This is a genomic window from Roseovarius sp. (genome assembly GCF_040223625.1).
Classification (GTDB): domain Bacteria; phylum Pseudomonadota; class Alphaproteobacteria; order Rhodobacterales; family Rhodobacteraceae; genus Roseovarius.
On record NZ_JAVKFX010000048.1, the window covers coordinates 48,182 to 60,634 of the forward strand.

A 12,453-nucleotide genomic window follows, 5' to 3' on the forward strand; every position below is an offset into this window, starting at 1 on the left:
GCGCGTGGCCGGGGTTGTGATGCGGTACGGGCTGGCGGGCGGCTTCGTGGGGGTTGCGATGGTGGCGGCCCGTCACGAGGTGTACTGGCTGTGTATCGCGGGGGTGGCCGGGGCCGGCGTCATGATCGTCTGGATCGTGGTCAAGACGAAGACCGGGCCGGTCACGCTCGACGCCTACAAGGACCAGCAAATCATGGTAGATCGGAACAAGATTGATTGATGAACTGCGAAATGGATCGGCCGGGGCGCCAAGCAACGACCATGTCGGGCTGACCGATCTTTACGCCTCGCGCCGGTATTTCGCCAAGTTCGAGCGGGTCACCGGGCACCTGAACCGGGTGGCGGCGGTGATGCAGGCGGACGGGAAGTTCACCAAGGACGAGGTGGAGGTGCTGACCGCCTACGTGCAGGGCATTGCCTATACGTTCCGGGCGCTGAGCATGAAATACCTGCTGGTGGGGCGAGACACGGGGCGGTTCTTCGGCTCGCTCGCGATGGATGTGCGGGAGAGCGGCTTTCCTGTCTTCAACGAGCTGATGGTGATGGCCAACGACGCCCAGCAGGCCGGGCGGCACTTGCAGAACATGCCGGGCGCGGACGCGCTCAAGCGCGAAATGGTGGAGCAGATCATCGGCGAGCGGGTCATTCCCACGAAGCTTCAATTTGCAATGTCCCAAAGGCTTTATTACGAGGAGCTTATCCGCGGGCACCTGTTCTGGGCGCAGAACGATCCACAGCTTGCCTGGCTGAGCGGGATGGGGGAGCGGCGGCGCTACCTGATGCACTGGGCGGTCTATGACAGCCAGGTCAACCTGCCCACGATCTACCTGATGGAGATCGAGGATACCGGGCGCACGCCCTTGCCCAAGGACGGGCGGCGCTGGCCGGAGGTGCAGGCGCACCTGATGGGGCAGGCGCTGGGCGGGCTGAAGCTTCTGACCATCGCGCGGGGCTTCGACGAGACGTTCGACGACATTCACCCCAAGCGCCTGCGGCGGCTGCACCTGGGGCCGATGTATTCGCACGCCTATACGCGGCAGAGCGGGCCGATCCGGGACGTGCTGGCCGAGGCGCATGCGCCGGAGGGGCAGGACTGGGCGCTGGCCTGGACCGACGAGGTGCTGGAAAGCGAGCGGGTGCGGGAGGAGCGTTCGGGCTGGTTCGGGACGGTGGAGCGCGAGGTCTTCGCGCTCGACCCGTTTTCGGGGCGCGGTGTGGATACCGGGGCGACGCGGACGGAACGGAGCATCATCCTGCCAGAACGACCCTACCAGGTGCTGGCCGAGAAGGCGCCGGCGGGGTTCGCGGCGGTGACGAAATACGTGGTGAGCCCCGGCGGCCGCGTTCTGCGGTATTGAGGGGTGGGATTTGAGTATTTTCGGAACAGTGAAAGAACGGGAGTCAGCGCGTTGAAACGATTGGGTTTCCTGATGATTGCCGCCGCCGTTCTTGTGGCGGGTTGCGCCGAGGTCAAGGAGCCGGCGGCGCCGTCGGCGCAGCGGATCGCCGAGCGGCTCGCGGTGCGCAAGGAGAGCCCGGCACAGGTGAAGCGCTGGCTGGTGTCGCGGGGGTTCCAGCCGATCGAGCGGACCGGTTTCGGCGGGGTCTGGCCGCGGACGGGCCCGTGTTACCAGACAGCGAAAGGACTGCTGTACCGCGACAAGACGGTGACGCGGGTGTGCTTCGCGGGTGACCGTTACCCGGTGGTGCTGTTGCGCGAGACCAAGGGCTATTACTGGACGGAGGTCTATCCCAACGACCTGTCCTACAACCTTTACGGGCCGAGCGGCCTTGGGGCGATTTCGGATGAAACGGTGGAGATTTTGAAGCGATGAGCCTGACGGCCGATACGATGGAGCTTCGCGAGGAGGAGATCGCGAAACATTACGAGGCGGCCGAGGCCATGTTGGGCGGGTTCGACCACACGCCGCGCGTGGGCAAGCCGCGGGAGGCGGAGCAGGTTGAGCGCTCGGCCGGGCTTGGCACGCGGCGGCGGTTCCGGACCACGACGCCGGGGTTGGTGACACGCTCGACGGCGCGGGCGGAGGGGGTGCATTTGCTGGCCACGATCGCGGCGGCGGACGGGGATGACCCGCTCACGAGCCCGTTGCAGGCGACGGTGATGCACGGGCTGCGCCGGGCGCTGGCCATTGCGCTGGCGGTGGGCGAGGCGTTTGCCGAGGCGACGGGGCTGGCGGAGTTGCGGCGGGCGAACCTGGCGGGGTCGCTGGGGGCGGACCGGAAGACGGAGTTTACCGAGTTGCTGGGGGCCGAGGCGTTGGCGGTTGCGCATGTCTTTGCCAATGCGACGGCGTTCCTGATGGGGCCGCATGGCTCGGAAGTGTCGGTGGAGGTGAGCGAGGTCGAGGAACTGCTCACCGACAACGCGCAGCTGGCGCTGCACGGGCTGCTCTGGGAGCTTGACCAGCATATCGCGGCGCTGGCGGGGGACGATGCGCGGCTGGTGGCCGTGGTGGCGGCGTTTGCCGAGCAGGTGATGGATAAGGTCGCGATCCGGGCGCAGAATGCCGGGCGGCTGGGGGCCTTTACCGGGGCAAGCTGGCGGGTTGAGGCGGATGATTTCACCATTCGCGGCTTCGAGGCGGCGGCGAAGGGCAAATCGACCACGCTGACCATGGAGTTCAAGCAGCCGCACGAGGTGGTGGGCAACCATATCGCCAAGTACCAGGCGCTGAAGCTGGCGAAGATGATCATGGCCTATGATTTCGACCGGCGGCTGAACCCGTTCGTGGAGCTGGGCGGGTTCATCTTCACCTTCATGGGCGACGGCAAGCCGGGCACGGGGAAGACCACGCTGATCCGGATGATGGCGGGGCTGATGAACGGCTATTGCGAGGTGGCGGGCTATCCGTTCCGCTACATGAACCTTTCGACGGAAAGCATTGATTCCTATCAGGGAAAATCCGCGCAAAACGCCAAGACCTTCATCAATACGGTGCTGGATCCGGCGGTGATCGGGTTCGGCACGATCGACGATATCGACCAGCTGGCCGGCAAGCGCGGCGACCGGCAATCGAGCGCGGGGCAGCTTGAGATCACCGCCGTTCTGATGGAGAGCTTTTCGGGGGCGAACACGGTGGTGCGGGGGAACTGCACCTTCGGGATGTTCTCGAACTACCCGGAGAACGTGGACGATGCGCTGCGGCAGCGGGCGGGGGCACGGTTCCTCGTGGACGGGCCGCAGACGCGGGAGGATTACATCGACATCCTGCATCTGCTGATGGGGAAGAACCACGATATCCCGCTCGGGAGCCACGAGCTTTACGCCGCGCAGGAGATCAAGAAGGCGGTGGCCAATAGCTTCGAGAGCCATGGGCGGCCGCATGAGGATGGGCTTCTAAAGGTTTATGATCGCGTGGAAAAAGACCTTGGCAAACTGGATACGATTGCCAAGCTGGGCACCTATCTGAAGGGCATCCAGGAGGCCGACGAGCGGTTCACCGGGCGGGCGATCAAGAACATCACCGACGCGGTGAAGGTGCGGGCGATGGATTTCGAGCTGCCGGATGAGTGGATGGAGGAGCCGGAGCTGTTCCTGTTCAAGCCCTACGAGGAGAAGCTGGGCATGATCGAGGAGCTGCGCCAGCCGATCACGGTGGAGATGGTGATCCAGGAGATCAACCGCTACGCGGATTCGGAATTCCGCTATGCCGACAAGTCGGACGAGGTGGCGATCGAGAATATGGTGCGGGAGTTCGGGCGGACGGAAGAGGCCAAGCGGCGGTACCTGGAGGGGAAGGACGGGTGAGGCCGGCTTCGCCACAGGGCCGGCGCGCGGGAGGCGCGATTGAACGAGACGACGATAGATTTCTGGAATACCGGGCTGCCGCTGGCGCTGATTGCCGGGGCGACGGTGGTTCTGCCGTTCATCCTCATCCCGTGGCGGACGCGGTCGCACCGGCGGGTGGCGGCCGGCATGGCAGTGTCGGCGGTGTTGATGATCGGGGTTTCGGCGGGCATCTCGGCGCTTTTCGACAAGCGCGGTATCGCGGCCGGGATCGAGATCATGGGGCTCTGGCCGTATGTCCGGTTCATGATCCTGTCGTCGCTGAAATCGGCCTTGTTGTGGGTGCCGCTTCTGGCGTTGTTCTGGTTCAACGCGGCGCAGCGGGTGGAGCGGTTGCGCGGCGAGGACATGGCGCGGAAGGGGGGAATGTGATGCGGTCGATGGTTGCGGACTTGGAAAGGGGCCCCGGCTCGGGGGCCGGGGCGGGAAGAGAGCGATGAAACGCCTGATCACATCCGGCCTGATGTTCGGCAACCTGATCCATGTGGACAGCCCCGCGCTGGTGGAGCGGTATAACCGGGCGTTGAAGCACCTGACTGGGAAGCAGACCAGCCTTACCGATTTCTACATCGACATTTCGGGGTATTCGCCGGAGGTGGGGGATGAGCTGGGCGATCCGCTCTACCTGAACCATGCGGGGGTGAACCGGCAGTTCATTCTGCTGACCACGGCGCAGAAGACGGCGCCGCTTCTGGATGCGAAATTCTCGACCTCGCGGGGCATCCTGCGGCAGTTCATCGAGGAGAACGAGCCGGCGCTTTTCGCGCTGACGGCGCGCGACGCGGTAGCGGGGGAGTTGGTGAACTCCGTCTTCGATCTGTCTGAACCGAAACGGCTTTTCGATATCCGGCGGATCGTGATCGAGGCCGATACGACGAACGGGCGGATCCGGCGGGCGGCGGAGCTCGATGCCAAGGTGGACAGGTTCCTCAACGAGGAGGATGCGTGGTTCGACGACGTGCTGATCGCCGAGATGATCGGGCTGGCGGGCGAGACCGGGGATATCGTGCGCAACCCGGTGACGCTGAAGCAGATGGAGTTCGAGCAGCGCAATTTCTGGACGGCGCATTTCGGCGGGCTCTACCTGTTCCAGGACCTTGAGCTGCCCGGCGTGCTGGCCTCGGCCGGGACCGAGGGGCTGGGTGAATTGCCGATCGAGTATGTCTTCGGGCTGGAGGAGCGGAACCGGATCGCCAATTTCCTCGACCTGAACGGATTGGTGGAACCCATTGTAAAGGCGCGGGGAATCGATGCGGGCGCGCTGCTTCGGCAGAAGATGGATTTCCTGATGGTCGATGCGCTGGCCGATGCCGGGGTCGATCTTGCCGGGCGCACGCGGACCGATATGCGGCGGCTGGCGCGCACCCATGCGGGGCAGTTGCCGGAGGAGTTTCACGCGCTGGCCGCGCTGCTGAACTGGGCCGAGAGCGGGGGGGCGTGGCCCACCATCGGCAGCGACAGCCCGGCCTATTTCTATACGCTGCGGGCCTCGGCCCACAAGGATGCGGACCTTGTGAACATGCTGCTGGCGGAGCTTGCGCCGAAAGATTTCCGGCAGCTTTTCATCTGCCACAAGGAATTGTTCTATCGCCGCTATTCCGGCTGGACGGAGACAAAGAAGGCCTTCGTGGTCGACTATCTGCTGCGGGAATATCAGGTGGACAAGGTGGGCGCGCGCAAGGCACTCTTCGGCAGGGACGCGCCGATGGAAGAACCGGAACCGGAGCGGGACATGGACCAGCTGATCGAGCTGGTCGGACCGTGGGGCCCGGTGAGGAGGTAAGCAATGGCGGCACTGGCCAAGCTCGTGGTGTTCGGCTTCATCGCCTTGACGGTGATATACCTGTGCCTGTCGATCTATTCGCGTTCGGTGCGCAAGGGAAAGCTTGCCGAATGGTGGGAGGAGGAGGGCCGGCCGGGCGACCGGGAGGCCTATATCGAGGCAGGGCTGAAGGAATACGAGGGCTCGCTGCGCCGCAAGCTGATCTGGGGCGTCTATATCGTGCCCGTCGTCGTGATCAGCGCGGTCATTTATTTTACGAATTTTCACTGAGGCGGGGCGATGGTTTATCTGAAATGGGGATTCTGGATCATCGTCTGGCTGCTGATCGCGGCGTTTTTCCATTACACCCTGCCACAGCACGATATCGCGCGGATCACCGACACCTATGAAAAGCGGATCGATTTCGGGGAGAACTCGATTTTCTGGGCGAGCCCGGACGTGGGGAACGATACCGGCGCGGTGAACCGCGACGTGTTCTTCATCCAGGCGGTGCGGACGAACGGCCGGGTGATGGTCTATCGCAACGAGGATACCGGCTGGGGCTGGCCGCCCTATTTCAAGTTCGACACGTCGAACCTTCAGGCCGAGGCGGCGGACCAGAGGTCGACGGCGGATAATCCGAAATGGGTGTCGATCAAGCACTATGGCTGGCGCAACGAGTTCATGTCGATCTATCCCAACGCGGTCAGCGTGCGGGCCGTGGCGGGGCCGGATGTGGGCACTGGGATTCCGTGGTTCAACATCCTGATAATCGGGTGTTTTCTTGCGGTCGCGCTTGGCCTCTGGGCGCTGTGGCGTCGGTTTCGGGCGCGGCGGATCGATCCGATGTTCGACGATATCGGCGAGAGCTGGGATGCCGCGGGCGACCGGGTGGATCACCATCGCGGGCGGTTCAAGCGCTGGCGGGACAGCTGGAAGCCCAAGCACAAGCGGTGAGGGTGGGGAAAGTGGTGGGCGACCTAGGAATCGAACCTAGCGTGCGTCTCCGCGAGGGAGTTACAGTCCCCTGCCACACCTTGCGGCCTGTCGCCCACTGAGCCCCGGGTCATGCCCCGGGCGTGACGGCGTATTTAGAAGCGCCGCCTTGGCCCGTCAACCGGAAAATGCCTTGCGGGCGGGACGATGGCCGCGCATTGTCGCGGCCCGGACAAGGAGGGCTGAGATGGCCACGAAGAAACCCCGCTGGGTCGTCGAGAAGGAGCAGGCGAAGAAGGCCGCATCGGCCGAGACGGTCTGGCTTTTCGGGCTGCACGCGGTGCGCGATGCGCTGCAGAACCCGGCGCGCGAGAAGCTGCGGCTGATCGTGACGAAGAACGCGCTCGACCGGCTGGGCGAGGCCGTTGTGGCGGAGGCCGGGGTAGAACCCGAGATGGCGGATGCGCGGAAGTTTGCGGCGCCGCTCGACCCGCAATCGGTGCACCAGGGGGCGGCGCTGGAGGTGAAGCCGCTGGACTGGGGAAGCCTGGCGGATCGGTGTTTGGGCGATGGCGAGCGGGTGCCGCGGGTGGTGATGCTCGACCGGGTGACGGACCCCCATAACGTGGGGGCGATATTGCGCTCGGCCGAGGTGTTCGGGGCCTGTGCCGTGGTGGCGCCGCGGCATTACTCGGCGCCCGAGACGGGGGCGCTGGCCAAGACCGCGAGCGGGGCGCTGGAGCGGCAGCCCTACCTGCGGGTGCGGAACCTGTCGGATGCGATCACCGAGCTGCAGGGAATGGGATACGTGGTGCTGGGCCTCGATGGCGAGGCGGAGGCGACGATCGAACAGGCGCTGGAGGGGCGGCGGGACCGGCCCGTGGCGCTGGTGCTGGGGGCCGAGGGGCCGGGGCTGCGCGAGAAGACGCGGGAGACGGTGGACCAGCTTGTGCGGATCCCGTTTGCCGGCGCGTTCGGGTCGCTCAACGTGTCGAATGCCGCGGCGGTGTCGCTTTATGCCGCGCGGGCGGAGGGTTAGGCCAGCGGCGGCTCGTCGCGCAGGAGGCCGAAGAGCCGGCCCTTGAGGCACCAGGAGACGCCGAAGGCCACGAGCCCCAGCGCCTCGAACCAGAAGGTGAGATTGGCGCGGTTCCAGGCCGAGAAGCCCTGAAGCGGGTCTTCGAGGCCGAAGGAGCGGAGGAACTTGTAGAGGAGCGCGCCGATGGCCACGAGGATCAGGATGCCGCAGGTGCGGTAGGCGAGGTTGCGCAAGCGCTTGTTGCCATGGCAGAGGCCCGTGGCGGTGACCGAGGCGGGCGACTGGGGCCGGGGGAAGACCACGAGCGAGTAATAGGCCAGCACGAGGAACATGCCGGCGGCCGAGCCGTAATGCATGTAGGTGAGCAGGCCGTCGTTGATGCCGAGGGTCGCCCAGAAATCGAAACTGGCGGTTCCGGTGACGGGGGTGTCGGGGGCTTGCGTGGCGTGACCGCCCTGGGTGTTCGTGAGGAAGACGCGGGAGGCGAGGCCGCCGTAATCCTCGCAACCCTTGCCGGTGGTGGGCACGAGCGCCACGCCGAAGGCGCAGAGCCCGGCGAGGCGGGCGGCAAGGATGTCCCATTTGTTGTGACCGAGATAGCCGTCGACCGCCTGCTGTTGCCCGCCGGGGGCGGCAGGGAGGTGGTAGAAGAAGGTCATCTGAAGCCCGATGAAGCAGAGCGTGCCGACGAGGATGTCGCCGCCGAGGCGGGAATAATAGTAGTGGCTGATCGAATCGATGCCGGGGCAGGTGTTGCCGAGGGCGCTGACGAAGAGCAGCACGAAGGGCAGGAGGAGGGCGGCAAGGCCAATGCCCTTGTTGACCGATTCCAGCTTGATCCGGAAGGGCAGGCCGTCGTCGGCATGGGCCCTGAGCGAGACGATATCCATTGTATTGACCCCCGGCGGCTAAACCTATGGGCGAATGGTACGTCGCGGAGGCCGCGTGCGTCCAGCCGTTGCGGTTGCAACGGCGGGTGAGAGTGCCTTTATGGAAGAGGTGATTTTGACGGGGGACGGATGCCCGAAGGACGAAAGATTGCCACCTGCTGTTATTGCGGGACACGCGCCGTTCTGGTGTTTGACCGGGCGCGGCACGAGCTGACCTGCCAGGGGTGCGGGGCGCCGCTGCACAACATGAAGTCGATGCCGCAAGAGCCTGGCCGGGAACGGAAAACGACGTCTGGCCGCAATGTGGCGCGCGGCCGGCTGCCGGAATATCCGCGCGAGGCACCGCGGGAGGGCGGCCATGGCTATCACCGCGACTGGCACCCGGTGAAGCACAAGCAGAAGCGCAAGAAACGCAAGCCGATGCTGCGGCGGCTGGTTGAGGAGATCTGGGACGAGGTCGAGGATATCTTCGATTGACGGCGGGGCGCGTTAACGCGCCGTTCACAGCTATATTACATTCTCTTTTTATTCTTGGAATCGGACCTATCTAATGTCCCAGAGGCGCTGGTACGGAACACCGGCGTTTCTCTTCACTGTCCCTCGTTCCGCGACTGGCGCCCGGGAATTGCCCGGGCGCTTTTTTTTGTGCTGCGCGCCGGGGGCGCGGCGGGCTTCCCTCGCGGGCCGGGGCGGATTATGCCTGATGGCATGGACGAGCATTACTCCGATTCCCACCTGCGCCGCATCCTGAACCGCACCCGCCGGATCGCGGTGGTGGGCGTATCGATCAAGGAGGTGCGGCCGAGCTATTACGTGGCGCGCTACCTGTCGCTGAAGAAGTTCGAGGTCTTCCCCGTGAACCCCGCCTATGCGGGGCAGACGGTGTTCGGGCGGAAGGTTCATGCGAGCCTGTCCGATATCGGCGAGGGGGTCGACATGGTCGATATCTTCCGCCGGCCGGAGCATGTGCCGGAGGTGGTGGACGAGGCATTGGAGGCGTTTCCGGAATTGCAGACGATCTGGATGCAGATCGGCGTGTGGCACGAGGCAGCGGCGGAAAAGGCGCGGGCGCGCGGCGTCGACGTGATCATGAACCGGTGCCCGAAGATCGAATATCAGCGGCTGTTCGGGGAACTGCGCATGGGCGGGTTCAACACCGGGATGATTTCCTCGAAACTGTGAGCGTGGTTCGGGGCGCTGCCCCGTCGCGCCGGGGGCGCGACTCCCCGGGATAATTCTGGCCAGAAGAAACGCGGGCGTGGCGTTATGCCGGGGCGGCCTCGATATCGGCGGCGATGCGGGTTTCGCGGAGGGGTTTCACAATCGCGATGGAGCGCTGGTAGAGCGGGTGGGCCTTGTAGGCTTGCAGGGCGGCCTCGTCGGCGAATTCGGCGTAGACGACGATGTCAACCGGGGCTTCGGTGAGCGTGTCGGCGTTGAGGTTTGGGCTGACCTCCCAGTGGCTGGCATGGGGGATGTCGGCCAGAAGGGTGAGGCCCTCGCGCACGCGGTCGAGATCGGCCCTGTCGCGGACGGTGAAGAAGACGATGTGGCGGATCATGGTTTGCGGGCGGCTTTCTCGGCGAGGCCGGAGCGGGACTGGCGGCTTTCGAGCTCGGCCATCACGTCGGCCACGGAAACGCCGCGGGCGTGCAGCATGACGAGGAGGTGAAAGAGCACGTCGGCGGCCTCGGAGGTGAGGCGTTCGGGGTCGTTCTTCACCGCTTCGATGATGGCCTCGATGGCTTCCTCGCCGAATTTCTCGGCCACCTTCTCGGGGCCCTTGGCGAGGAGCTTGGCGGTCCAGCTTTCCTCGGGCGAGGCGGCGGCGCGGGTGGCGATGATCTGTTCGAGCTCTTCGAGGGTCATGCGCCGGTTCTCATCGGGATGCCGGCCTCGGCCATGTGGGCCTTGGCCTGGGCGATGGTGTAATCGCCGAAATGGAAGATCGAGGCGGCGAGCACGGCCGAGGCGCCGCCCTGGGTCACGCCGTCGACGAGGTGGTCGAGATTACCCACGCCGCCCGAGGCGATGACGGGGATCGAGACGGCGTCGGAGATGGCGCGGGTCAGCGGCAGGTTGAAGCCGGCGCGGGTGCCGTCGCGATCCATCGAGGTGAGGAGGATTTCACCGGCACCTTTGGCCTCGACCAGTCTGGCGAATTCGACCGCGTCGATGCCGGTGGGTTTGCGGCCGCCATGGGTGAAGATTTCCCACTTGCCGGGCGAGACGGTCTTTGCGTCGATGGCGACGACAATGCACTGGCTGCCGAAGCGGTCAGCGGCCTCGCGCACGACGTCGGGGTTGGCGACGGCGGCGGAGTTGAAGCTGACCTTGTCGGCGCCGGCGAGGAGGAGGGCGCGCACGTCTTCCGCCGTGCGTACGCCGCCGCCCACGGTTAGCGGGATGTAGCAGTTCTCGGCCGTGCGGCGGACCACGTCGAACATGGTGCCGCGGTTCTCGTGGGTGGCGTGGATGTCGAGGAAGCAGAGCTCGTCGGCGCCGGCGGCGTCATAGGCTTTCGCGGCATCGACCGGATCGCCCGCGTCGCGCAGGTTGACGAAGTTGACGCCCTTCACCACGCGGCCGTCGGCCACGTCGAGGCAGGGGATGATGCGGGTCTTGAGCATGGTGTGCCGCCTGTCGGGTGTGTCACCGGCTGTTTAGGGGCAAAGCGCGGGACATGCCAGAGGGGGCGGTCAGGCGGGACCGGCCCTGCGCCGCAGCAGATAGTTCGCGCCGTGGGCGAAGATCGCCAGCGGGATGCCGGCGAGGATATAGATCTTGCCGGCGAGGACCTGCAGGGGAAGCGTGCCGGTGACGGCCTCGCCGAGTGCGGCGCTGCCAAGGCAGGTGGGATAGCCCGTCATGAGCGAGCCGTCGCAGGCCAGGAGCGGCAGGATCACCATGGCGGCGAGGATCACTGCGACGCAGCCGCCCCAGAACATGAGCGCGCGGGCCGGCGGGAAGGTGAGGTTGCGGGCCGTGGCGACCGCGACGATGGCGGGCATGCCGAAGAAGAAGGACAGCAGGACGGCGTTCAGCATGGGGGCCCCTCTCGTGCCGGTGTGGCTGGGCGGTATTATGGGGGTGTTCGGTTTTCTGTCAACGCGGGGTGGCGGGCGGGGGAGCGCCGTTCGGGCCTGCCTCACGGGGATGTTGGTGGGCAACGACTGTCGTATCGGAGAGGATGGGGGGATTAGAGCACGGGATCGGAGGAGCGAAAAGATGCGGAAACTGTTGCAGGCGCTGGTGCTGGGCGGGGCGGTGTGGGCCGCGCCGGGATGGGCCGACGATGACGATATCGTGCGGGTGCAGGCCGCGGGCGATGTGGAGGCGACGATGGCGGCGCTGGAGCAGGCGGTGGAGGGCGCCGGGGCGACGGTGTTCGCGAAGGTCGACCATGGCGCCGGGGCGGAGGGCGCCGGTCTGGAGCTTGGCGCGTCGCAGCTTCTGATCTTCGGCAATCCGCAGCTTGGCACGCCGGCGATGCAGGCCAACCCGCTGGCGGGGCTTTACCTGCCGCTGAAGGTGCTGGTTTACGAGGATGCGGGCGGGCAGGTGTGGCTGGCCTATGAAGAGCCCGAGGAGACGCTGGACGAGCTGGACGGCATCGATGATGACGCCGAGTACATCGCCAAGATGACCGGCGCGCTGGCCAAGCTGACGGAAGCGGCGGCGGGCGGCTGATCAGCCGCGGCGAGCGCGCAGGCGCAGGTGGCGGATGAGGGCGAACAGGCCCCATGCCGCGCCGGAGGCCAGCACGAAGGGCCCGAAGATGAGCGGGCCCCAGGCGGCCAGCACGCCCAGCATGGCGGCGGTTTCACCCACGTCACGGCCGTGGAAATCGCACGGGTAGGCGCCGGCCTCGTCGATGCGGCAGCCGTAGAGCGTGCCGAGGATCAGCACGCCCGCGACGCAGCCGAGCCAGAGCAGCACGGGCATCAGCGTCATGAAGGCGAAGAAGCGATTGATCCAGCGGGACATCTTCAACTCTTAGCCCGGTGGCGCGAGGGTG

At 65.8% G+C, this 12,453-nt stretch carries 18 protein-coding genes and 1 tRNA gene; 12 read left to right on the forward strand and 7 right to left on the reverse strand.

Annotated features, from left to right (window positions below; translation table 11 throughout):
• Positions 1–4 precede the first annotated feature (4 nt).
• The 8 genes from RLN94_RS14510 (at position 5) to RLN94_RS14545 (ending at position 6,527) form a co-directional block, all read left to right on the forward strand.
• A complete protein-coding gene (locus tag RLN94_RS14510) occupies positions 5–220 on the forward strand; it encodes a hypothetical protein (protein WP_350158799.1) in 216 nt (71 codons plus the stop codon).
• Complete coding sequence (locus RLN94_RS14515; protein WP_350132801.1) at positions 213–1,358, forward strand: hypothetical protein; 1,146 nt, start codon at positions 213–215, stop codon at positions 1,356–1,358. Before RLN94_RS14510 ends, RLN94_RS14515 begins: the two co-directional genes overlap by 8 nt.
• 51 nt (positions 1,359–1,409) lie before the next feature.
• Positions 1,410–1,835 carry a hypothetical protein gene (locus tag RLN94_RS14520; protein ID WP_350132799.1) on the forward strand — a complete coding sequence of 142 codons (426 nt, stop codon included), beginning with the start codon at positions 1,410–1,412 and terminating at the stop codon, positions 1,833–1,835.
• Entirely contained in the window at positions 1,832–3,769 is a 1,938-nt protein-coding gene (locus tag RLN94_RS14525) for an AAA family ATPase (RefSeq protein WP_350132797.1), read from the forward strand. The genes RLN94_RS14520 and RLN94_RS14525 overlap by 4 nt, the downstream gene beginning before the upstream one ends.
• Before the next feature lie 39 nt (positions 3,770–3,808).
• Positions 3,809–4,180: a hypothetical protein gene (locus tag RLN94_RS14530; protein WP_350132795.1), complete on the forward strand. Its 372-nt coding sequence runs from the start codon at positions 3,809–3,811 to the stop codon at positions 4,178–4,180.
• A 64-nt stretch (positions 4,181–4,244) separates the two neighbouring features.
• Positions 4,245–5,591 carry a DUF6638 family protein gene (locus RLN94_RS14535; RefSeq protein WP_350132793.1) on the forward strand — a complete coding sequence of 449 codons (1,347 nt, stop codon included), beginning with the start codon at positions 4,245–4,247 and terminating at the stop codon, positions 5,589–5,591.
• Between the two features lie 3 nt (positions 5,592–5,594).
• Positions 5,595–5,861: a hypothetical protein gene (locus RLN94_RS14540; RefSeq protein WP_350132791.1), complete on the forward strand. Its 267-nt coding sequence runs from the start codon at positions 5,595–5,597 to the stop codon at positions 5,859–5,861.
• 9 nt (positions 5,862–5,870) lie between these two features.
• Positions 5,871–6,527 (forward strand): DUF1523 family protein, encoded by a 657-nt coding sequence (locus RLN94_RS14545; protein WP_350132789.1) that lies wholly within the window; start codon positions 5,871–5,873, stop codon positions 6,525–6,527.
• A 12-nt stretch (positions 6,528–6,539) separates the two neighbouring features.
• Here RLN94_RS14545 and RLN94_RS14550 read toward each other — a convergent pair.
• Positions 6,540–6,623, reverse strand: a tRNA-Tyr gene (locus RLN94_RS14550).
• Positions 6,624–6,753: 130 nt separating this feature from the next.
• On the opposite strand from RLN94_RS14550, the gene rlmB reads away from it, so the two are divergent.
• Positions 6,754–7,545: a 23S rRNA (guanosine(2251)-2'-O)-methyltransferase RlmB gene (gene rlmB / locus RLN94_RS14555; protein WP_350132787.1), complete on the forward strand. Its 792-nt coding sequence runs from the start codon at positions 6,754–6,756 to the stop codon at positions 7,543–7,545.
• On the opposite strand, the gene RLN94_RS14560 is transcribed toward rlmB, so the two are convergent.
• Positions 7,542–8,435 carry a hypothetical protein gene (locus RLN94_RS14560; RefSeq protein WP_350132785.1) on the reverse strand — a complete coding sequence of 298 codons (894 nt, stop codon included), beginning with the start codon at positions 8,433–8,435 and terminating at the stop codon, positions 7,542–7,544. The genes rlmB and RLN94_RS14560 overlap by 4 nt on opposite strands.
• 129 nt (positions 8,436–8,564) lie before the next feature.
• Between RLN94_RS14560 and RLN94_RS14565 the strand changes: the two genes are divergently transcribed.
• Together RLN94_RS14565 and RLN94_RS14570 are read left to right on the forward strand one after the other, a co-directional pair.
• Complete coding sequence (locus tag RLN94_RS14565) at positions 8,565–8,912, forward strand: hypothetical protein (protein WP_350132783.1); 348 nt, start codon at positions 8,565–8,567, stop codon at positions 8,910–8,912.
• A 231-nt stretch (positions 8,913–9,143) separates the two neighbouring features.
• Entirely contained in the window at positions 9,144–9,617 is a 474-nt protein-coding gene (locus tag RLN94_RS14570; RefSeq protein WP_350132835.1) for a CoA-binding protein, read from the forward strand.
• Between the two features lie 82 nt (positions 9,618–9,699).
• Here RLN94_RS14570 and RLN94_RS14575 read toward each other — a convergent pair whose 3' ends face one another.
• From RLN94_RS14575 to RLN94_RS14590, 4 genes are all read right to left on the reverse strand, one after another.
• Positions 9,700–9,996 (reverse strand): Dabb family protein, encoded by a 297-nt coding sequence (locus RLN94_RS14575; RefSeq protein ID WP_350132781.1) that lies wholly within the window; start codon positions 9,994–9,996, stop codon positions 9,700–9,702.
• Entirely contained in the window at positions 9,993–10,304 is a 312-nt protein-coding gene (locus tag RLN94_RS14580) for a phosphoribosyl-ATP diphosphatase (RefSeq protein ID WP_350132779.1), read from the reverse strand. Before RLN94_RS14580 ends, RLN94_RS14575 begins: the two co-directional genes overlap by 4 nt.
• Positions 10,301–11,065 carry an imidazole glycerol phosphate synthase subunit HisF gene (gene hisF / locus RLN94_RS14585; protein ID WP_350132777.1) on the reverse strand — a complete coding sequence of 255 codons (765 nt, stop codon included), beginning with the start codon at positions 11,063–11,065 and terminating at the stop codon, positions 10,301–10,303. Before hisF ends, RLN94_RS14580 begins: the two co-directional genes overlap by 4 nt.
• A 69-nt stretch (positions 11,066–11,134) precedes the next feature.
• Positions 11,135–11,482, reverse strand: coding sequence for a hypothetical protein (locus tag RLN94_RS14590; RefSeq protein ID WP_350132775.1), 348 nt, complete (start codon positions 11,480–11,482; stop codon positions 11,135–11,137).
• Positions 11,483–11,663: 181 nt separating this feature from the next.
• Between RLN94_RS14590 and RLN94_RS14595 the strand changes: the two genes are divergently transcribed.
• Positions 11,664–12,125, forward strand: coding sequence for a DUF302 domain-containing protein (locus RLN94_RS14595; RefSeq protein WP_502949420.1), 462 nt, complete (start codon positions 11,664–11,666; stop codon positions 12,123–12,125).
• Here the strand turns inward: RLN94_RS14595 and RLN94_RS14600 are convergent, their stop codons facing one another.
• On the reverse strand, positions 12,126–12,422 hold the full coding sequence (locus tag RLN94_RS14600; protein ID WP_350132773.1) for a hypothetical protein: 297 nt from the start codon (positions 12,420–12,422) through the stop codon (positions 12,126–12,128). It abuts the gene before it with no gap.
• Between the last annotated feature and the right edge of the window lie 31 nt (positions 12,423–12,453).